The organism is Novosphingobium soli, from assembly GCF_042432915.1.
Taxonomy (GTDB): Bacteria; Pseudomonadota; Alphaproteobacteria; order Sphingomonadales; family Sphingomonadaceae; genus Novosphingobium; species Novosphingobium soli.
In genome coordinates, this window is record NZ_JBHLWK010000019.1 from 103323 (window position 1) to 122443 (window position 19121).

At 66.9% G+C, this 19121-nt stretch carries 18 protein-coding genes; 3 read left to right on the forward strand and 15 right to left on the reverse strand.

The features are described from left to right. The first annotated feature begins 16 nt into the window (after positions 1–16). On the forward strand, positions 17–910 hold the full coding sequence (locus ACFFJC_RS16070) for an SEL1-like repeat protein (RefSeq protein WP_379488497.1): 894 nt from the start codon (positions 17–19) through the stop codon (positions 908–910). Between the two features lie 323 nt (positions 911–1233). Here the strand turns inward: ACFFJC_RS16070 and ACFFJC_RS16075 are convergent, their stop codons facing one another. From ACFFJC_RS16075 to ACFFJC_RS16145, 15 genes are all read right to left on the reverse strand, one after another. Then, positions 1234–2607: a tyrosine-type recombinase/integrase gene (locus ACFFJC_RS16075; RefSeq protein ID WP_379488498.1), complete on the reverse strand. Its 1374-nt coding sequence runs from the start codon at positions 2605–2607 to the stop codon at positions 1234–1236. A 404-nt stretch (positions 2608–3011) separates the two neighbouring features. Continuing rightward, positions 3012–4490 (reverse strand): aldehyde dehydrogenase, encoded by a 1479-nt coding sequence (locus ACFFJC_RS16080; protein WP_379488499.1) that lies wholly within the window; start codon positions 4488–4490, stop codon positions 3012–3014. Between the two features lie 46 nt (positions 4491–4536). Beyond that, positions 4537–5346, reverse strand: a complete 810-nt coding sequence (locus tag ACFFJC_RS16085) for an HpcH/HpaI aldolase/citrate lyase family protein (RefSeq protein ID WP_379488500.1) — start codon at positions 5344–5346, stop codon at positions 4537–4539. Beyond that, positions 5343–6176 carry an HTD2 family dehydratase gene (locus tag ACFFJC_RS16090; protein WP_379488501.1) on the reverse strand — a complete coding sequence of 278 codons (834 nt, stop codon included), beginning with the start codon at positions 6174–6176 and terminating at the stop codon, positions 5343–5345. Before ACFFJC_RS16090 ends, ACFFJC_RS16085 begins: the two co-directional genes overlap by 4 nt. Beyond that, entirely contained in the window at positions 6173–7474 is a 1302-nt protein-coding gene (locus ACFFJC_RS16095) for an MFS transporter (protein WP_379488502.1), read from the reverse strand. The genes ACFFJC_RS16090 and ACFFJC_RS16095 overlap by 4 nt, the downstream gene beginning before the upstream one ends. Next, the gene (locus tag ACFFJC_RS16100) at positions 7471–8418 is read right to left on the reverse strand and encodes an SMP-30/gluconolactonase/LRE family protein (protein WP_379488503.1); all 948 of its coding nucleotides are present in this window, start codon (positions 8416–8418) and stop codon (positions 7471–7473) included. Before ACFFJC_RS16100 ends, ACFFJC_RS16095 begins: the two co-directional genes overlap by 4 nt. 28 nt (positions 8419–8446) lie before the next feature. Then, positions 8447–9334, reverse strand: coding sequence for an NAD(P)-dependent oxidoreductase (locus ACFFJC_RS16105; RefSeq protein WP_379488504.1), 888 nt, complete (start codon positions 9332–9334; stop codon positions 8447–8449). A gap of 32 nt (positions 9335–9366) precedes the next feature. Beyond that, positions 9367–10563 carry a CaiB/BaiF CoA transferase family protein gene (locus ACFFJC_RS16110; RefSeq protein ID WP_379488505.1) on the reverse strand — a complete coding sequence of 399 codons (1197 nt, stop codon included), beginning with the start codon at positions 10561–10563 and terminating at the stop codon, positions 9367–9369. Positions 10564–10567: 4 nt separating this feature from the next. Further along, complete coding sequence (locus tag ACFFJC_RS16115) at positions 10568–11713, reverse strand: CoA transferase (protein WP_379488506.1); 1146 nt, start codon at positions 11711–11713, stop codon at positions 10568–10570. 166 nt (positions 11714–11879) lie between these two features. Continuing rightward, positions 11880–13088 carry an FAS1-like dehydratase domain-containing protein gene (locus ACFFJC_RS16120; protein ID WP_379488507.1) on the reverse strand — a complete coding sequence of 403 codons (1209 nt, stop codon included), beginning with the start codon at positions 13086–13088 and terminating at the stop codon, positions 11880–11882. A gap of 130 nt (positions 13089–13218) precedes the next feature. Beyond that, the gene (locus ACFFJC_RS16125; RefSeq protein ID WP_379488508.1) at positions 13219–13800 is read right to left on the reverse strand and encodes a cysteine hydrolase family protein; all 582 of its coding nucleotides are present in this window, start codon (positions 13798–13800) and stop codon (positions 13219–13221) included. A gap of 5 nt (positions 13801–13805) precedes the next feature. Further along, on the reverse strand, positions 13806–14570 hold the full coding sequence (locus ACFFJC_RS16130; RefSeq protein ID WP_379488509.1) for a GntR family transcriptional regulator: 765 nt from the start codon (positions 14568–14570) through the stop codon (positions 13806–13808). Beyond that, positions 14473–15684, reverse strand: a complete 1212-nt coding sequence (locus ACFFJC_RS16135; RefSeq protein ID WP_379488510.1) for a CaiB/BaiF CoA transferase family protein — start codon at positions 15682–15684, stop codon at positions 14473–14475. Before ACFFJC_RS16135 ends, ACFFJC_RS16130 begins: the two co-directional genes overlap by 98 nt. A gap of 135 nt (positions 15685–15819) precedes the next feature. After that, positions 15820–16446: a hypothetical protein gene (locus ACFFJC_RS16140; protein ID WP_379488511.1), complete on the reverse strand. Its 627-nt coding sequence runs from the start codon at positions 16444–16446 to the stop codon at positions 15820–15822. Between the two features lie 180 nt (positions 16447–16626). Continuing rightward, positions 16627–17514 (reverse strand): LysR family transcriptional regulator, encoded by an 888-nt coding sequence (locus ACFFJC_RS16145; protein WP_379488512.1) that lies wholly within the window; start codon positions 17512–17514, stop codon positions 16627–16629. Positions 17515–17602: 88 nt separating this feature from the next. On the opposite strand from ACFFJC_RS16145, the gene ACFFJC_RS16150 reads away from it, so the two are divergent. Next, on the forward strand, positions 17603–18103 hold the full coding sequence (locus tag ACFFJC_RS16150; RefSeq protein ID WP_379488513.1) for a lactoylglutathione lyase family protein: 501 nt from the start codon (positions 17603–17605) through the stop codon (positions 18101–18103). Between the two features lies 1 nt (position 18104). Then, positions 18105–19100 (forward strand): zinc-binding dehydrogenase, encoded by a 996-nt coding sequence (locus ACFFJC_RS16155; protein WP_379488514.1) that lies wholly within the window; start codon positions 18105–18107, stop codon positions 19098–19100. The last annotated feature ends 21 nt before the right edge of the window (positions 19101–19121 follow it).

The window sequence follows — 19121 nt, forward strand, 5'->3', positions numbered from 1 at the left end:
TGGTGGAGTTCAACGGGTGTATGAAATCGTTCTGTTGCTGCACATGCAGGGAAATGTCCTTTTAAAGTGCAAGGCGGCTCTGAGCAGGGGCTGGGAGAAGGATATGAAATCGTTATGGGCGGTCTTGATCCTGATGATCAGTTCGGCGGCAGTTTCAGCCCCAGCCAACTCAAGGTCGGTGCGAAGTGATGAAATGACGAGTGCCGGCTGCTCACAGGATGCGAATGTCGACACTTGCTGGCGAGCTGGCGTCCAGGCGGAAAAACTTGGCAATGCCGAGGCGGCGCTCGCAGCATACGAAGCTTCTTGCACCGCGGGCTTTCAGGTTGGCGGCTGCTACGAAGCGGGCAAGATTTATTTTCTGAATCCAAGGCTGCGCGACTACGGCCGATCGAAGGCGAAGATGGCGCAGGTCTGTGAATCGGATGATGTTGGGGTCGCCCCATATGCCTGCAAATATCTTGGTATAATCTATCAGAAGGGCCTTTCGGTCACTCCCCGGCCGGAACGCGCTTTCGGCTATTTCGCAAAGGCATGCTTTCCCCGAGGCGAACCGTTTATCGATGGGAGTGGTTGCGAGCTGCTCGGCAACCATATTCCGGACGCGAATGCGATGGGTGTGGTCGGCGATCTCTGGCAGCCCGACTATATCGCTTATCTTGCTTTTGCGATGGGTTGCAGCGACAGAATGCCGGCGCAGTGCAATCAGGCAGGCGTGATACACCGACGAGCCGTCGCGCAGTCCGCCGACTGGCTCGCGCGCTGCGCAGAGGATGCAGCAGCGGTCCAATCTCTGGAAAGGTGCGAAGATATCGTTCGTCTGGCTCTTGCCGACGACTATGACACACGCCAAGCCTTTCGCCGTGGCATGGTGCGGATGTTTCATCGTGCCACCGATTATGCCGGATGAACCGAAAACTGCTTCACTAAGCAGCAGTTTTCGAAGTCGTCCGCCAAAGCTCGACAGTCTGCACCTGCCCAGTTTTTGCCCTCTCCCCTTAGGCCACTTTGGTGATCGCCGAATGTCAGCTGGCGGCAGAACCCGCCGTTCAGCACATTGCCGATGCGCGGCGGCTAAGTCCCAGCGCGGGTCAATCGGATCGGGCGCTATTCGCTTTTTTGCCAGCGAAAGCCTGGATGGTGTTGCCCATGAATATGGCCGTGCCGCATGCTTGTCGTAAGCCGATGCAGTGGATCACGGCGGATCCACGAACCGGCAGCACCCCGTACGAACTAGGTCGCCAGATCTGGAAAGCGGAAATCCGCCGGCACCTGAGGTAGTCTCTTTCGGCGAGACTCCTTCATGAGCTCCTTGGCCGGCAGATCGACGAGCAGTTCGAGCGACGGCAGCCCCTTGGTCAGAAGGTCGGCCCAGGTCACCGCAAGTTCGCGGCGGCGCTCCAGATAGGCCGCCCGGTTGTATGCGCCCTCGACCTTGCCGGTAGGCACATGGGCCAGCATCAGGTCGATCACCTTGCGGTCGTGCTTCTTGCCATGACGCTCAGCCCATTCGTTCATGATCGTCGAGAATGCCGCCCGGAACCCGTGGGGCACATGCCGGCCATGATAACCGGCCCGGTTGAGGAGATATCCGATGGCATTCTCACTCATCGGCCGGTGCCCGTGACGGTTGCCGGGGAACACCAGTCCCCCTCCCCCGGTCAACGGCCATAGGACACGTAGCACGTCGATGCTTTGCGGGGCCAGCGGAACCAGGTGATCGCCGCCGATCTCCTCCTTGCGGTCGAGATCGCCTTTCATACGCGAGGCGGGAATTCGCCACAGGGGCTCGCCGCCGTTGAGATCGTGGAACTCCTCCCACAGCGCGCCGCGAAGCTCGCTGGGCCGCACCGCCGTGAGAGCAAGCAGACGCAGTGCCAGTCGGGTGATCGGCCTGGCATAGTCCTGCTCGGCCTCGCCGATCATCTTCTTGAGGGCCTTGAGGTCGGTGATGGCCGGCTGGCGCCCCTTGCGCAGGGGCTTGAGGACTGCGGCGAGCTTCTCGGCCGAATCCTTCTCTGCGATGCCTTTGGCGATCGCAAAAACGAACACGGAGGAGATCCGCTGCCGCAGGCGCCTGGCCGATTCGATGGCGCCACGCTGCTCGATCGCCTGCAGCACCTCGAGGACCTTGGGCGGCGTCAGCTGCGAAACCGGCAGATCGCCGATGAAGGGAAAGGCGTCGCGCTCAAGGCTGCGCAGGACGTCTTCGGCATGGACCCTGGCCCACTGCGCCTTGACCGTCTCATACCATTCGCGCGCCACCAGCTCGAAGGTGTTGCGGGCCATCTCGAAATTTGCTTCGATCCGCAGCTTCTTCTGGATCGCGGGGTCCTTGCCGTCGAGCAGCATGGCCCTGCCCTCGTCGCGTTTCGTCCTCGCCTCGGCGAGAGTGACCACTGGATAGCTCCCGAAGGCCATGGTCTTCTGCTTGCCGTCGTAGGCGTAGTTCCACTTCCACAGCTTCGATCCGCCAGGGGTCACCAGCAGGTAGAGCCGGTGGCTGTCGGTCAGCTTGTAGGCCTTGTCGCGCGGCTTGACCCCGCGGACTTTTGCGTCGCTCAACATCGTCATCTCCGAGACCACGTTTTTCAGCGCCGAGACCACGAATCAGAACCACATGCGTATTGGAGGCCTGTGGACGACTGTGGTCGCCTGAGCCTGCTAAACGTCAGATTTCAGAGGGAAAATGTCTATCCGAGTGGGCATTTGGAGACCCCTGTGGAGGGGTCCCTGGCGGAGAGGATGGGATTCGAATAGCTGATCCAACCCTTTCACCATATGACGAATTTTTTAAAGTAGACGGTAAAAATACCTTACTCTGAACCCCTTACAAATTTTCTTTCATTTTTCTATACCATCTTCAACGGGTGGGATTCCGCGCTTCTCATTCGAACTCACGAGTACGCGAATGCCAAATTTGACCAATTATGTGGGTGGCGGATGACGGAATGTAGCGCAGGTGGCAATTCACAAGGTCGAGTTCATTCATGCTGCTCGTGGGCAGCCTGTCAGAATTTCATTGAGAACGGATCGCGCCGGTCGCCCGAGAAGTCGATGAACACGGTCTTGGTCTGCGTGAACTCCAGGATGCCCGCCTCGCCCCGCACGCGGCCGAAGCCGGAGTCCTTCATGCCGCCGAACGGCGCCTGCGGGGCTGCGACGCGGTAGGTGTTGACCCAGACGACGCCGCTGTCGATCGCGCGCATCATCCGCATGCAGCGCGTGATGCTTTCCGACCAGACGCCGCTGGCGAGGCCGTAGGGCGTGTCGTTGGCGATCTGCACCGCTTCCTCTTCCTCGTCAAAGGGGATGATCGATAGGACCGGACCGAAGATTTCCTCGGCCGCGACCTTCATGTCGTTGCGCACGTCGGCGAAGATTGTCGGCTCGATGAAGAAGCCCTTCTCCAGCCCCGGGCCGTCCGCCCGCTTGCCGCCGGCCACGAGGCGCGCGCCGTCGCCTTTCGCCACATCGATGAACGAGAGAATCTTGTCGAACTGCGGCGCGTTGGCGGCGGTGCCCATCTCGGTTTCGGGCAGGCGGGGGTCGCCCATGCGGATCATCGCCGCGCGGCTCGCCAGGCCCTCCACCATGCGGTCGTAGATGCCGCGCTGGACCAGCAGCCGCGAGCCGGCGATGCAGGTTTGGCCGGTCGCGCCGAAAATGCCCGCGAGCGCGCCAATCAGCGCGCGGTCGAAATCGGCATCGTCGAACACGATGTTGGGCGACTTGCCGCCCAGCTCCATCGTCACCGGCTTGAGATTGCCGCCCGCGATCTCCGCGATTCTGCGGCCCACGCCCGGGCTGCCGGTGAAGCTGATCTTGTCCACCTTGCGGCTGGAGGTGAGCCACCGGCCAACGTCCGCCGCCCCGGTCACCACCTGGACGACGCCGGCCGGGAAGCCCGCGGCCTCACAGATCTTCACGATCTCGATCGTGGTGGTGGAGGCGTGCTCGCTGGGCTTGAGGATCACGCAGTTGCCCGCGGCCAGCGCCGCCGGCAGCGTGTTGGTCAGGATCGCGACCGGGGAGTTCCATGCGGTAACGCAGGCGACTACGCCGAACGGCACCCGGATCGTCAGGTCGAGCGTGTCCTTCTGGTCCAGCGGCACGACATCGCCATGCATCTTGTCGGCCCATGCAGCGTAGTAGCGGAAGATGCGCGCGGCATAGCCCATCTGGTTGTGGGTCTCGCGGATGACCTTGCCGTTGTCGGTGGTCTCCAGCAGCGCCAGGCGGTCCGCGTTGGCATCGATCATGTCCGCCGCCTTGTTGAGCAGCCTGGCGCGCTCACCGGGAGAGGTCTTGCGCCAGGTGCCGTCGAACGCGCGGCGCGCCGCATCGATCGCGTCTTCCACGTCCTGCTGCGTCGCGACCGGAACCCGGCCGTGCACCTCCTGATCGTAGGGGTTGACGGCATCCATGACCGCGCCCTCGGACGCATCGCGCCAGGCGCCGTCGATGAACAGTTGGTAGTTGGCAGTCATCTTCGTCTCCAGATTGGGAGGAATGGCAGTTGCGAGCGCCTGAGCCTCAATCGATGCGCCTGGCCCAGCGGACCATCGCGATGTCGACCATCTCGCCGTCGAGCACGCCCACGCCATCGGTCGCGGCATCCAGAATGCGCCGGGCGCGGGCGCGTTCTTCCTCGCGCGGCGTGTAGCTCGCGTTGATCGCCTCGATCTGTGACGGGTGGATCGCGGCCTTACCGTGGAAGCCCAGGGCGCGCCCGCCCGTGCAATCTTCGACCAGCGCATCGGGGCCGTCGATAGCGAAGAACGGGGAATCGATAGCGACGATGCCGCCGGCCGCGGCGGCGTTGACGATCGCCGCCCGCGCATGGTCGGGACGATAGATCGCGACGTCCTGCCCCAGGTCCGCCGCATAGTCGGCTGCGCCGAACATGACAAACGCCAGGCGCGCGTCCGCTTCGGCCAGTTCCGCAGCGCGAGCGACGCCGCGCGCCGATTCCACCAGCGCGCCGATGCGGGCCTGCGAGCCGGCGCCTTCCAGGACCTGTGCCAGTAGCCGGACCTGCTCGGCGCTTTCCGCCTTGGGCAGCAGCACGAACTCGGGGGCGGCGGCCGAGCGGGCGATCATCGCCAGGTCGAGCAGCCCGGCCACGCTCGAAAGTGGGTTTATCCGCACCGTCACCTGCTGGCGCACCGCTCCCCGATGGGAGAGGAACGCGGCGACATGCTCGCGGGCGCTGTCCTTGTCCGCCGCGGCCACCGCATCCTCCAGATCGAGGATCAGCCCCTCGGTCGCCGTCGCGCCTGCTTTTGCGAAGCGGTCCGGCCGTGATCCGGGGGTGAACAGCAGGCTGCGCGGAACTGCGCTCACGACAGGGCCGCCGTGCTGACGCTCGCCACCATGTTCTTGGCCTCGCCCTGCTGCGTCCACACCTCGGCCCCGCCTTCGCCGGGACCGCCGCAGACGTGCAGCGGCACGCCATCGAACGCCGGCTGCTGCCCGCGGAAGCTGAAGCCGGTGATCGGCGCGTGGAGGTTACGCTCGGCAATGGCGATCAGCAGTGTCGCCTGCAGCGGACCATGAACGACAAGACCCGGGTAGGCCTCTTCGCCGATCGCATAAGGCCGGTCGTAGTGGATGCGGTGCCCGTTCATGGTCAGCGCCGAGTAACGGAACAGCAGCACCGGATCGGGATCGACCTGCTCCAGCCAGGCCGCTCGCGGCGCCGGGGCGGCGACGGGCATCGGCAGGCTGGCGCCGGCCGGTTCGCGGTAGACCAAGTCCTGCTCCTCGCTCACGGCGACGCCGTCCCCGCCATCCAGCTCGTGGCGGACGGTCACGAAGACGAGCGTGCCGGTCCGCCCGGTCTTCTCGTTGACCGACAGGATCGTCGAGGTCTTCGTCACCTGCGCGCCCAGCAGCAGCGGCTTGTGGAACGTCAGGCGCCCGCCCGCCCACATGCGGCGCGGCAGCGGCACCGGCGGCAGGAAGCCGCCTTTCGCCGGATGACCGTCCTGGCCAAGGCCGGCAGGCGGCTTCACGTCCCAGAAGTAGAGCCAGTGGTGCAGCAGTGGCAGGGCGTCACCCGCCTGCAGCGTGCCCTCGCCGCCCAGTGCGACGCTCAGCGCGTTGCTGCGGGCGCAATCCAGCGTGTCGGTGGTGGCCTGGCTGCGGCCCACCCAGTCGTCGAAGTCGCTCAATGGACTGTTCCTTCAATGGTATGTCGGATACGTGCGGGGCGGGCAAAGGCCGTTCCCGCGAGGGTTGCGAGGCCAGCCAGCAGCAGCAGCACGCCGGTGGTGCGCGACAGTCCCCGCACTACCAGCAGCTGCGCGACGAACGGCACCACCGCGCCGCCCAGGATGCCGCCCGCATTGAAGGCGAGCGACACGCCCGTGTAGCGCGACCGCACCGGGAACAGGCTGGCGAGCCAGCTCCCGAGCGGCCCGTTGTTGAAGCCCAGCACCAGCATCGCCGCGCACAAGGTCGCGCCCAGCAGCAGCAGCGATCCCGAGCGCATGCCCGCCTCGAAGATCAGCCCGACGAGCGCCGTCGCGATCGCGCCGCCGGCCAGCACGCGCGCGGGTCCGGTGCGGTCGGCAAGGTGTCCCGCCATCAGGATGCCAGCGATGTAGAAGCAGTTGGCGATCATCTGCACCACCAGGATCGCCTGCCGATCGTAGCCGAGTTCCGCCACCGCGAGCGCGAGCGCGAACGAGGTCGCGATGTAGAACACCGCAAAGGTCGCCACGACGCCGGCGGCCCCGGCGACCAGGTGTCCGCCATGGCGCGAGACGATCTCGACGAAGGGCACGCGCACCACGTCCTCGCGTTCCAGCGCGGCGCGAAACTGCGGGGTCTCCTCGATCCGCAAGCGCACGTAGAGGCCGATGGCGACCAGCACGGCACTGGCGATGAACGGGATGCGCCAGCCCCACGCCATGAACTGCGCGTCGCTCAGCAAGGCGCCGAGCAGCAGGAACACGCCGTTCGCGGCGAAAAATCCGATCGGCGAGCCAAGCTGCATGACCGAGACGAAGCGGCTCTCCCACCCGGCCGGCGCATGCTCGGCGGTGAGCAGCGCCGCGCCGCCCCACTCGCCGCCAAGCCCGAAGCCCTGGCCGAAGCGCATCAGGCATAGCAGCGCCGGCGCGATCCAGCCGGCGACGGCATAAGTCGGCAGCAGGGCGATGGCGAAGGTCGACAGCCCCATCGTCAGCAGGGAGGCGACCAGCGTCGACTTGCGGCCGATGCGGTCCCCGAAATGGCCGAACACCACCGCGCCGACCGGCCGCGCCAGGAAGGCGATGCCGAAGCTGGCAAAGGCGAGCAGCGTCTGCGCCGCGGCCGAGGCCGCCGGAAAGAACAGCGGCCCGAACACCAGCGCGGCGGCGGTGCCGTAGATGAAGAAGTCGTAGAACTCGACCGCCGTGCCCATCAGCGCGGCGAGCAGCACGCGGCTCTTGCCGCGCATCGGATGCGGCTTGGGTGCGTTCATCGCTGGTGGAGCAGCGGCAGGCCGGGGCGCGGCCAGTCCACCGCGATCAGCAGCCCGTGGCCCGAGACGGTGATGTAGGCGGTGCGCAGGTCCGGGCCGCCGAAGCAGATGTTGGTGCAGTAGGGCTCTGGCCCCTCCCAGTATTCCAGCTTCTCGCCAGCGGGAGAGAACACGGTGATGCCGCCCGTCACCAGCGTGGCGACGCAGATGTTGCCGTTCGCCTCCAGCGCCATGGAATCAAAGCGCTGGTAGCCGGTCGCCTGCCCCAGCATGGTGCCGCCGTTGGGCGAAGGCCAGGCGACCTTGCCCACTTCGCCGCGGCCGGTGATCGGCCATTGCCACAGTCGCCCGGTCTCCGTCTCCGAGGCGTAGAGCGTGCGCTCGTCGGGCGAGAGGCCGCAGCCGTTGGGCGTGACCATCGGGAACACCGCGCGCCGGATCCACGATCCGTCCGCCGCCGCATGGTAGAGCGCGCCCTGGTCCATGACGCCGTCGTAGGTCTTGCCATGGTCCGTGAACCACATGTCACCGCTCGCATCGAAGACGATGTCGTTCGGCCCGTTGATCGCGATGCCGTCGCACTCGGTGTAGAGCGTCGTCACCGCGCCGGTGGCGAGGTCGACGCGCTGGATCGAGCCGCCGGCGTAATTGTGGGCGCGGCCGTGCGGGCGATTGTAGCCCTGGACGCCGAAGATGTCCTCCTGCAGCCAGTGGAAACCGCCGTTCTGCGCCACGTAGCAGGCGCCGTCCGGGCCGATGGCGGCGCCGTTGGGACCGCCGCCCAGCTCGGCCACGACCTCCTTGGCGCCATCGGGACGTACGCGAATCAAGCGGCCGCCCTTGATCTCCACCACCAGCACCGAGCCGTCCGCCATCGCGATCGGCCCTTCGGGAAAGATCAACCCGTCGGTAACGACGCGGTACTCGAGCTTGTGGTGCTGCATGGATCCTCTCTTCCGGGGAAGGCCGCCGCTATTTGCGGTCGACCAGTTCGATAATGGCGGGGAAGTACTTCTCGCCGATGCCGGCATCGACCGCCGCCTGGTAGTACGTGGCGGCGAGCCGGCCCATTCTCGGCTCGACGCCCATCTGCTCGGCCAGTTCGAGCGTGTAGCCCAGGTCCTTGAGCGCGTAGGGCGCCGGGAACGCCTTGGCCGGGAAGTCGCGCGGCGCCATCGCCTTCCTGGCGTGGTTCTGCAGCGCGAAAGAGTTGCCCGATCCCAGCCCCACCGCCTCGATCAGCTTGTCGCCGGTGACGCCGGCGCGCTCGGCGACGACCATCAGCTCGGCAATGGCGGCGACCTGCTCGAACAGCAGCGTGTTGTTGATCAGCTTGACCACCTGCCCGCAGCCCACTTCGCCGCACAGCGTCACGTCGGAGCCCATGTAGCCCAGCAGCGGCGCGACTTGCGCGAACAAGTCCGCGCTGGCGCCGACCATGATCGACAAGGTGCCGTCGATCGCCGCCTGGCGGGTGCGTGCGACCGGTGCGTCGGCAAAGGCCATGCCCTTGTCGGCGAGCATGGCGGCGACTTCGCGCGCCTCGGCAACGCTGGTGGTGGACAAGTCGACGACGATGGTGCCCGGCTCGGCATGGGCGGCGATCTCCTCGCAGACCGCCTTCACCTGCTTGCCGCCGGGTAGCGAGAGGAAGATCACGCGCGCGGCCCGGGCGACATCCGCCACCGACTGCGCGACGACCGCGCCGTTCGCCACTTGCACCGCAAGCGCATCGGCGCTCATGTCGAAGGCGTGGAGCGGGGCGGCGTGCTTCTTCACCGCGTTGGCGCACATGCCGCTGCCCATCACGCCCAGGCCGATGAACCCCAGTGCCGGTGCTGCCGCCGTCTCGTCTGCCACGTCTCTCTCCGTCTTATTCCTATGCCGAAGGATCAGTAGATCACTTCGGCCTCTTCCAGCGCGCGCCGTTCGTCGCGGCCCATGCCGAGGAGCTCGCCATAGACGTGGTCCTCGTGCTCGCCGAGCTTGGGCGTGCCGCGGTCGATGCCGATCTGCGCTCCCTTCGACAGGCGCATCGGCACGCCGACCGCCGCGCGCAGCTTGCCGTCCGGTTCGGCGACCTCGACGATCGCGCGCCGTTCGCGCAAGTGCGCGTCGCCGGCGATCTCGGGCGTGGTCCAAGAGGCGTGCGCACCGATGCCGGCGTGCTGCAGCAGCGCGGCCGCTTCGTTGGCGTCCTGCTGCACCGTCCACTCGACCACGATGGCGTCGAGCGCCTGGGCATTGCTTTTGCGCGCAGCTTCCGTAGCAAAGCGGGCGTCGTCGGCCAGATCCTCACGGTCCATCGCCGCAGCGAGCCCCCGCCATTCGGCATCGTCCGTCACCGCCAGCGCCAGCCAGCGGTCGTCACCGCGTGCGGGATAGACCCCGTGCGGCGCCATGCGCGCATGGGCATTGCCCTGCCGCGCCGGCGAGCCGCCCGCCGCGGCGAGCAGCAGCATGTCCCCCACCAGCGAGGCCGCGACTTCGCGCGCGGCGACGTCGACATGGCCGCCCTGCCCCGTAGCCCGGCGGCGATGGAGCGCGGCCATCACCGCCGTCGCCGCGTTCATGCCGACGGTGTGGTCCATGACATGGCGGATCTCGACCGGCGGGCCATCGGCATAGCCGGTCAACTCGCCCAGCCCGCCCCAGGCGCCGAATAGCGGCGCGTAGCCCGCAAAGTGCGAGTCCGGCCCGCTCTGCCCCGAGGACGAGACCGACAGCATGACGATGTCGTCCTTGACCGCCTTCAATGCCTCGTAGCCCAGACCGAGGCGGTCCATCACGCCCGGCCGGAAGCTCTCGGCGGCGATGTCGCTGACCGTGACGATCCGCTTGGCGAGCGCGATGCCGTCCGCCTTCTTGAGGTTGATGCGCACAGACAGCTTGGTCGATGCCACCTGGTCGAAGGTGGCCGGACCCATGCGGCCGTAGACCGGATGCGGCTTGCGAAACGCGTCGGGCCGCATCGCGCTCTCGATCTTGATGACTTCGGCGCCGAGTTGCGACAGCAGGTTGGTGCAGAACGGGCCAGCGTTGTGCACGGTGAAGTCGGCGATGCGAATGCCGGCGAGTGGCTTGGTCATGATGTCAGCCCTGCGCCCGCGCCAGTTCCGGCCCATCCGCCAGCGCGGGCGGCCCGCCGGCCAGCACCAGCGGCGCGGCGTCGAAGTGAAAGGGCGAGACCAGCACCTCGACCTCGCCTGCGTCCCCAGCCCTGACCTTCTGGAACACACCGCGATGGCGCTCCTGCGGGTCGGCGAGGATCTGCGCGGGCGTCTTGTAGCGCGCCAGCGGCACGCCGAGCTTCTGGCCGGCGCCGACGATATCGTCGACCTTGCGCACCGCCGCCCAGGCGCGGATGTGCGCATTGATCTCCGGCCCGCGGCGGCTGCGCTCCAGCGAGTCCTTCAGCGCGGGGTCCGTCGCCCAGGCGGGGCTGCCGAGCAGCTCGACGAGACCGACCCACTGGCGCTGTTCCAGGGTCAGCAGTTCGAGGTAGCCGTCCTCGCACGGGATCACGCCGCCGTATCGGAAGCTACGCTCCACCCGATGCTCGATCGATCCGTCGCCCAGACGCTGGATGGCGAAGGCGCCCACCGCGAGGTTGGCGTCCTGGCACGAGACGTCGACATATTGCCCACCGCTCTCGGGGCGCGCCCACAGCGCCGAGAGGGCGCCGAGCGCCGCGGCGATGCCGCCCTGCATGGCGCCGAAGTGCCCGCCGATCTTGAGCGGGGCACGGTCGGGAAACATCTCGACCGCGAGGCCGTTGGGCAGCAGGTTGCCCTCGCCGCCGGCGTGCTGGACGACGATGTCCTCGCCCTTCCAGCAAGCCTTGGGACCGGTGGCGCCGAACGGCAGCACCGAGACGTGGACGAGGTCCGGGTGGCGCTCTGCGATGGTGCCCTCGTCGAGGCCGAGCGCGGTACGGTCAGCCACCGGGGTGTCGTCGATGAAGATGTCGGCGGCGGCCAGCAGTTCCGCCAGCCGTTCGGGCGCGTCCACCACTTCGCCATCCATTCCGGCAGCGAGATAGGCGAACAGCGCGCTGGTCTCGCCCGGGGTGCCGTCCTCGCGCGGGAGGAACGGCGGCTCGCGGCGCAGCGGCGTGCCGCCCACTGGCTCTGCCAGCAGCACACGCGCGCCCATGGTGCCGAGCATGCGGGCGGCATAGGCGGCCGCGACGCCCGATGCGCGCACGACGATGAAGATGTCGCAAAGAGGTGCGGTCATGCCGGTTCCTCCCCGGAACGGGGAGGGGGACCGCCCGCGCAGCGGGTGGTGGAGGGGTCGAGAGCTTTCCGGCAAAGATCACCATGGTGGAGAGGTCCCGACCCCTCCACCATCCTACGGATGGTCCCCCTCCCCGTTCCGGGGAGGAACTGAACCATCCTCAGGCTCACCGCACCACCGGCAGTTCGAGATCGAGGCCGGCGCCGTCGACGAACACCTTGGTGTTCGGATCGAGCGAAGGCAGGATCACCGTGGCCAGGCCCGGCGTGGTCAGTTCGCCGCGCTGGTTCTCGCCCTTGATCTCGATGTCGACCAGCGCGTAGCCGTCCTTCATGTACTTCTTGGTCACGGTGCCGCGGCCCCAGGTGCAGTCGCCCATGGTGTTGAAGCGGCTCATGCGGGTCTTGATGCGCTTGAGGAAGCCGGCGTCGCCCATCCAGTTGGTGACGAGGCTGGCCATCCACGACGAGCGCTGCGGGCCGTAGTCGTAGACGCCGGGCACGCCCACTTCCTTGGCGGTCGATTCGCGGTGGTGGCCGATGCCGGTGTACTCGATGCCGCCGCCCGCTTCGGGGTTGCGGAAGAAGTGGCCCGGGTGCTTGACCGCGTTCTTGAAGATGACGCCGTGGGTATGGCCACGGCCGCAGCCTACCAGGAAGCCCATCGTGTCCATCAGGCTGAGCGGACCGCGCACGATCTCGGGCAGCTTCTCGCCCTCCTGCACTTCTTCCCAGTAGCGCACGTTGCCGCCGCGGATGTTCTTCTCTTCGGCGAGGATCGCCTCGTCGATGTGCTCGAACTCCTCCATGGTGTATTCGTGCGTCTTGATGTCGGAGTACTTGCCGGCCTCGCGCGCGGCCTTGCGCTCATGGCGGGTGCAGGTGCCCAGCGCCCGGCTGACCAGCTCGCCGCGCTGGTTGAAGTAGCTCGCCTCGGCGTACTGCAGCACCAGCGTGCCGGAGAACTGGCTTTCCTTCACATCGACGCCGACCACGCGCTCGATCGCGGTGATGCGGTCGCCCGGCTTGATCTGGCGAAAGATCTCCCAGTCGTTGCCCGCGTAGAACCCGTGCACGCCCGGCAGGCCCCAGCGGGTGCGGCCGACCCAGCCGAACGCCATCGGAAAGTTGGGGTGCGCCACCATCGAGCCGTGGCGCGTCAGGCGGCCGACTTCGAGATCGCGGTAGAGGGGGTTGAGGTCGCCGATGCCGTTGCAGAAGTTGCGGATCGTGTCCTCGGTGGCGTCCTGCAGGTACGGTCCTTCGGGGCGCAGCTGCATGCCGATCATGTTCTCGGCAGCCTTGATCGCCTCGGGCGTGATCTTGCCCTCTGCCGGCGCGCCGCCGACCTCCACTTCCTTCACGTCGGTCGCCATCGAATGCTCCTGGTAAGGCGCGACAGGAGGTGCGCGCCGGAATCACTGCATTGTCGATAGTGCATTATCGGCGAGGGTCAAGCCGCTCCTCACGCGTCAGCGCGGCGGCGGCTCGCGCCGGCCTACCTGCTCAGGCGAACCAGTCGAACGCGGTGCTGTCGACGATGGTGCCGTAGCGGCCCATGCAGGCAATCGCGTGCATGTGCTCGTCCGGCGTCACGCCGGCGCAGCAATCCTCCAGCACCACCACTTCGTAGTCACGGTCATGCGCCTCGCGTGCGCCGGAATGCACCACGCCGTTGGTAGACACGCCACACATTACAATCCGCTCAACCTTGTTGGCGCGCAGGATCGCCCCCAGCGAAGTGGCGTAGAACGGGCTGACGCGGTGCTTCTTGATGTCGAAGTCGCCATCCTGCGGCGCCAGGTCGGCATGCACCTCGGTGCCCCACGTGCCGAACTGGAAGATGCCGTTCTTGCGCGCGCCCGAAAAGATCGGCGATACTTCGGGCGCCTCGCGGTAGTCGGGCGAGAAGCCGACGCGCACGTAGCCGACCAGCGCGCCTGCCTGCCGCGCCGCCGCGATCGCCGCTGCCGTCGCGGGCAGCACGCCGCGCTCCTGGCACTGCACGCCATAGGTCTTGGCGTTGAAGCCGTTCTCGGCGACGAGGTCGTTCATCATGTCCATGACGAGGAACAGGGTCTTCTTCATAGCGGTCATCCGGTACTGGCGTTGTCGGTCTGGTTCAGCGTGCCGTGAAGTTCCTGGAAGCCGGCTTCGATGTGCTGGCGCGTGGCGAGCATCGCATGCGCGGCATCCCCGGCGATCAGCGCGGCGAGCAGGTCGTCATGCTCGTCGGACGCGCGCCCCACCCGCCCCTTCAGGCGATTGATGAGGTCGAACGGGTAGCGCGCCCACAGGATCTGCACGAAGTGCAGCGTCTGCGGCATTCGCGCGATCTCGAACAGGCGGTGATGAAAGCGGTAGTTGGCGGCGCGGGCGGTCTCGTTGTCGCCCGCCGCGAAGGCAGTCGCGAACTCGGAGGCGAGGACCTTCAATTCGGCGATCTCCGCGCTGCTCACGCGCTCGGCCGCGGCGCGCACGAGCTGCGTTTCGAGCAGGATGCGCAGGTTCAGCACCTCGCGCGAGGCCTCGATGTCGAACGGCGCGACGGTCGCCCCGCGATAGCTGTCGCCCAGGACATAGCCCTCGGCCGCGAGCAGTTTCAGCGCCTCGCGCACCGGGGTGATGCTGGTCTTCAGCATCGTGGCGATTTCCTGCTGCTTCAGTCGCGCACCCCGCGGGATGCGTCCAGAGATGATGCCTTCGCGAAGGTAATCAGCAACTTGCTCTTCCTTCGTGCGAAACTGCATCATTCTTGCGTCATCCCTTCTGCCGCACCGGAGCCCAGGCGAAATCACCCGGCTTGTAGGCCTTTGCCGCGCCCGATGCCAGCAGCGCGGCCACTTCACCCGCAGCATAGCCCAGTTCGCCCAGCAGGGCTTCGGTGTGCTCGCCGATCTCGGGCGGCGGCAGGTTCTCCCTCACCTGGCGCTGACCGGGGAACTCGGGCACCTCGAACTGCAGGCCGCGGAACGCCAGGTCGCGCAGCTTGCCGTCCTGGCGGGCCTGCGGCTTTTCCAGCACGCGCTCCAGCGGCATGACCTCGTTGAAGCCCAGGCCCGCGGCGCGCAGGCGCTGCTCGATTTCAGCATAGCTGTAGCGCGCCACCGCGGCGCGAACCGCCGCTTCCACGACGTCGCGCTGCGCCTTGCGGTCGCGCAGCCTGGCGAACTCGGGCTTGCCGTCCTCGGGCATGTCCAGCGCCCTGGTCAGCTTCGCCCAGTGCGCGTCGGTGAGGATCAGCAGGTAGACCCAGCGCTCGTCGGAGGTCAGGTACGAGCCGTATCCGGGCATCGAGAACTCGCCCCCACCCTCCTTCTCCAGCCGCCCGAGCAGCTGCGTCTTGAGCTGCATGCCCGCCAGGTCGCGGGCGGCTAGGTGCAGGCCGGTCTCATACAGGCCGATTTCGATCCGCCGATCCTCCTCGCTGGCGGCAGGGTCCAGCATCGCGGCCAGGACGCGGATCACGGCGTACGTGCCCGCGAACTGGTCATGGTAGGAGGGTCCGAAGCGCGTCGGACGCCCATCCACGCGGTGATCGTCCATCGCGCCCGTCGCCGCCTCGGCGATGGGGTTGGTCATCAGGTCGTCGGCCTGGGGGCCGTGCGTGTAGCCCTTGATGTGGACATGGACCAGCCGCGGATTGACCGCCATGCAGGCGTCCGCGCTCACCTCCAGCTTGCGCGCGGCGGCGGGCGCCAGGTTATGGATCACCACGTCGGCGGTCTCCACCAGCCGGCGGAACACTTCCTTGCCCTGGGCGGTCGTCAGGTCGAGGCACAGCGCCTTCTTGGAATGGCTGTAGGCGACGATCGTGCCCGAAGGGCCGCCACGGACCAGAGCCCGCGTCGTGTCGCCGGCTGGCGGCTCGATCTTGATCACTTCGGCGCCCAGTTGCGACAGGATATGCGTCGCGAACGGCGCCGCGATCATGGTTCCGAGTTCGAGTATGCGCTTGCCGCGCAGAGGCATGGATTGATCGGGCATACCGCGCGATAATGCATTATGCGGCGACTAACAACATGCCTTGATGCCCTGCATGCGTGGGCGCGATCCTCCTGTCGGAGAGCAGCCAGTCTACCGCCGACGGCCTGCGCGAAGCGCCGCTCACCCATGATGCGGATGACCGTTTTCGTCCTGAACATCGCCATGCATGCCACCGCCGCCACCGCCCATCATGCCGCCCCCGCCGCCCTGACGGTCGCCCGCCCCTCCCTCGTTCCTGCCCTTGGCGGTGCCCCCCGATGCCGGACGAACTGGACCTTGCGGCGGGATGACGACGCTCGCCGCGATGGGATCGAGGTCGAGCGCCTGGCGGATGAAGTCGCGCAGGGAGACCACCAGCTCGTGCGTTCGCACCGGCCGCCCGCCGACTAGCTCGGTTGCGGCGGCGCTCGCCAGGCGGACCTGCTCGTCCGTGCCGAGCAGGATGATGTCCGACAAGGCGGCCTCCACGGCATCGCGGATGCGGCGGGCACGGTCGGAGCCGGCTACCGTCGATTGCGACAAGTCAAGAGTTCCGGTGGCAGCGTCGGCGTTCTGAAAATCCCGCCGATGCCGCGGATCGACCGCGAGATCGCCCGTGAACGATCCGCCGAGCGCGCGATAAGCGGCGATCAGCGTGCGCAGGCGCTCGTTGATCTGGCGATTGGCGCGCTCTCGCCGCTGCTGAACGGTCATCATCAACAGCAGCCGGATGCCGACGCCTACCAGGGCGACGAGCGTCAAACTCACCAGCGTCGCCAGCAGGCTCTGCCATGACGAAAAATCGAGACCTCTCAAATTGTCACCTCAATCTCAAATTGTCACCTCAACCAGACTCTGTCATCGTGAACACGGGCTCGATAACGCACGGTTCGCGCACGGGGTGCCCGGCCGAGCTTGCGATGCCAGCCGACAGTCGCCCGCCCCGCCTCACGCTCGCGAGGGACCTGCCGCGACCATTTCGGAGAGCCGAGACACGACGTGCCGGGCACGCGCAGAAAGCGGCCATTCGGAACGATACGTCAGCCACAAGGTGTCGACCACCTCCGGCGTTCCCTCCAGCACGCGGATTGCCTCCGGTCGCCGGAACGCCTCGCGCGCATAGCGCGGCAGCACCGTGAAGCCGAACCCTCGTGCGACCGGCTCTAGGATCAGGCCGATCTGGTTGCTGAACCCGCGCACCGGCAGCTTGCGCACGCCCGGATTGCCACTGAACCGCCGCGACAGGAGCCGGGTGGCCATGGAGATGCCGTCGGGATGATCGACGAAGCCGATCCGCTCCAGATCGACCCAGCCCCTCACCTTTTCGGCCGCGGGCACGATGAGTTCGAGCGGTTCGTGGAGGAACGGTTCGGCGGCCAGTCGGGCGTCTTCCGAACGCTGGGTGGTGATGCCCAGCTCGGAGCGGTTGTCCAGCACCGCTGCGATCACCTCCGGATCGGGCGCGAAGCGGTGACGCATGACGAGGCCCGGGCTGGCTTGCTGAAGGTCGAGCAGCAATGGGTAGAGCAAGAGACCGACGCTCCCCGGCGTGACGATCGTCACCTCTCCGCTGAGCGCGTCGGCCCCGACGAGCCGAGCCGCCAGCCGCCGGTCTGCCGCCTCCAGCTCGCGGGCATGGTCGAGCAGCGCTTCGCCCGTCGGCGTCCACTCCAGCAGGCGCGGTCGCCGGATCACCACCGGGCCGACTTGCCCTTCGAGCTGGCGGATGTGCTGGCTTACGGCAGCTTGCGTGAGATCGAGCGCGGCCGCCGCGCGCGTGAAGCTGCCGGTCTCCGCCAATGCGATCAGGCTACGCAGCCATACTGGGTTTACCATAACGTATCTTTATAGCGGCGATAAAGCGGCATCGCTTCTCCTAATAGGTGTGAGGTCCTAATTTCGCCAGCAAGCAAAGGAGATGACGATGGCTACCCCTTACCCGCGCAATTTCTCCCACATCGGCATATCGGTCACTGACCTCGACGCCGCCGTGCAGTTCTACACCGAGGTGCTCGGCTGGTACCTGATCATGCCGCCGACCACGATCACCGAGGACGACAGCGCCATCGGCGTGATGTGCACCGACGTGTTCGGCGCCGGGTGGGAGCGGTTTCGCATCGCGCACCTTTCCACCGGCGACCGGGTGGGCGTGGAGATGTTCGAGTTCCGGAACGCCGAGCAGCGCGAGAACAACTTCGAGTACTGGAAATCCGGCGTGTTCCACTTCTGCGTGCAGGACCCGGATGTGGAAGGTCTGGCCGCCAAGATCGTCGCCGCGGGCGGCAAGCAGCGCATGCCGGTGCGCGAATACTATCCGGGCGAAAAGCCGTACCGGATGGTCTACATGGAGGATCCCTTCGGCAACATCCTCGAACTCTACAGCCACAGCTATGAGCTGACCTATTCGGCCGGCGCCTATGCCTGACATGGGCGATCTGCCCGACAGCTACCGCGCTTGGACCTGGCAGGGCGATGCCGAGCCTTGCGCGCTGATCATGGAAACGCGCGCACTGGGCAGTCCGGGACCGGGCGAGGTCCTCGTCCGCAACGTCGCTGTCGGGCTGAACCCGATCGACTGGAAGGTGCTGGATGGACGCCTCGATTGGCAGCCAGGCCATTTCCCGGGCGTCGATGGCGCGGGCGTCGTCGTTCGGATCGGCACGGACGTGCCGGAAAGCTGGCTCGGTCACCGCGTTGCCTATCATCAAAGCCTGACTGCCCACGGCAGCTATGCCGACTTCGTGCCGATCCACGCCGATGTGCTGCTCGACGTTCCGGACGGTCTGGATCTGGAAATCGCCGCCAGCGTGCCCTGTCCCGCGCTCACCGCGTGGCTGGCGCTGGCCAAGCTGCCCGAGCTCCCTGGCGCCAGCATGCTGGTGAGCGGTGCTGGTGGCGCGGTCGGCAACTACCTCGTGCAACTCGCACACCGGCGCGGTTGGCGCGTGACCGTATCCTGCCACGAACGCCATCGCGAGCGGCTGCTGAGCCTGGGCGCGGCGGCATGGGTGCCGGGTCCGCTTGCGCCCGGCGAGGCATGGGCAGGCCAGGCGTGGGCGGGCGAGCGCTTCACCGCAGTGATCAATAGCGTCCGTGGCGAGCATGCGGCCAGGCTCGCGCCGGCGCTGCGTGCCAATGGCCATCTCGTCTGCATCCAGGATCGGATCGAGACCTGGCCCGACCCGCCTTTCACCCGCAGCGTGTCGCTGCACGAGGTGGCTCTGGGCGCGATGCATGCCTATGGCGATGCCGAGGACTGGGCTCGCCTGACCGAGGTCGGCGCAGCGCTTCTCGCCGACATCGCCGCAGGGCGGCTTCAGCCCGAGCCCCTGGTCGAGGGTACATTCGGCACTCTTCCCGACCACCTCGACGCGCTGCGCAATCGCAATTTCTCCGGCAAGCCGATCGTCCGGCTTCCCTGATCACGCTAAAAGGATCACCAT

Bases quoted from the DNA above. Each gene is read 5' to 3' on its own strand.
- ACFFJC_RS16125 (WP_379488508.1), bottom strand. From the start codon at position 13,800: ATGAAGAAGACCCTGTTCCTCGTCATGGACATGATGAACGACCTCGTC.
- ACFFJC_RS16135 (WP_379488510.1), bottom strand. From the start codon at position 15,684: ATGCCTCTGCGCGGCAAGCGCATACTCGAACTCGGAACCATGATCGCG.
- ACFFJC_RS16100 (WP_379488503.1), bottom strand. From the start codon at position 8,418: ATGCAGCACCACAAGCTCGAGTACCGCGTCGTTACCGACGGGTTGATC.
- ACFFJC_RS16155 (WP_379488514.1), top strand. From the start codon at position 18,105: ATGGGCGATCTGCCCGACAGCTACCGCGCTTGGACCTGGCAGGGCGAT.
- ACFFJC_RS16150 (WP_379488513.1), top strand. From the start codon at position 17,603: ATGGCTACCCCTTACCCGCGCAATTTCTCCCACATCGGCATATCGGTC.
- ACFFJC_RS16120 (WP_379488507.1), bottom strand. From the start codon at position 13,088: ATGGCGACCGACGTGAAGGAAGTGGAGGTCGGCGGCGCGCCGGCAGAG.
- ACFFJC_RS16115 (WP_379488506.1), bottom strand. From the start codon at position 11,713: ATGACCGCACCTCTTTGCGACATCTTCATCGTCGTGCGCGCATCGGGC.
- ACFFJC_RS16095 (WP_379488502.1), bottom strand. From the start codon at position 7,474: ATGAACGCACCCAAGCCGCATCCGATGCGCGGCAAGAGCCGCGTGCTG.
- ACFFJC_RS16110 (WP_379488505.1), bottom strand. From the start codon at position 10,563: ATGACCAAGCCACTCGCCGGCATTCGCATCGCCGACTTCACCGTGCAC.
- ACFFJC_RS16130 (WP_379488509.1), bottom strand. From the start codon at position 14,570: ATGCTGCGGGTGAAGTGGCCGCGCTGCTGGCATCGGGCGCGGCAAAGG.
- ACFFJC_RS16080 (WP_379488499.1), bottom strand. From the start codon at position 4,490: ATGACTGCCAACTACCAACTGTTCATCGACGGCGCCTGGCGCGATGCG.
- ACFFJC_RS16145 (WP_379488512.1), bottom strand. From the start codon at position 17,514: ATGGTAAACCCAGTATGGCTGCGTAGCCTGATCGCATTGGCGGAGACC.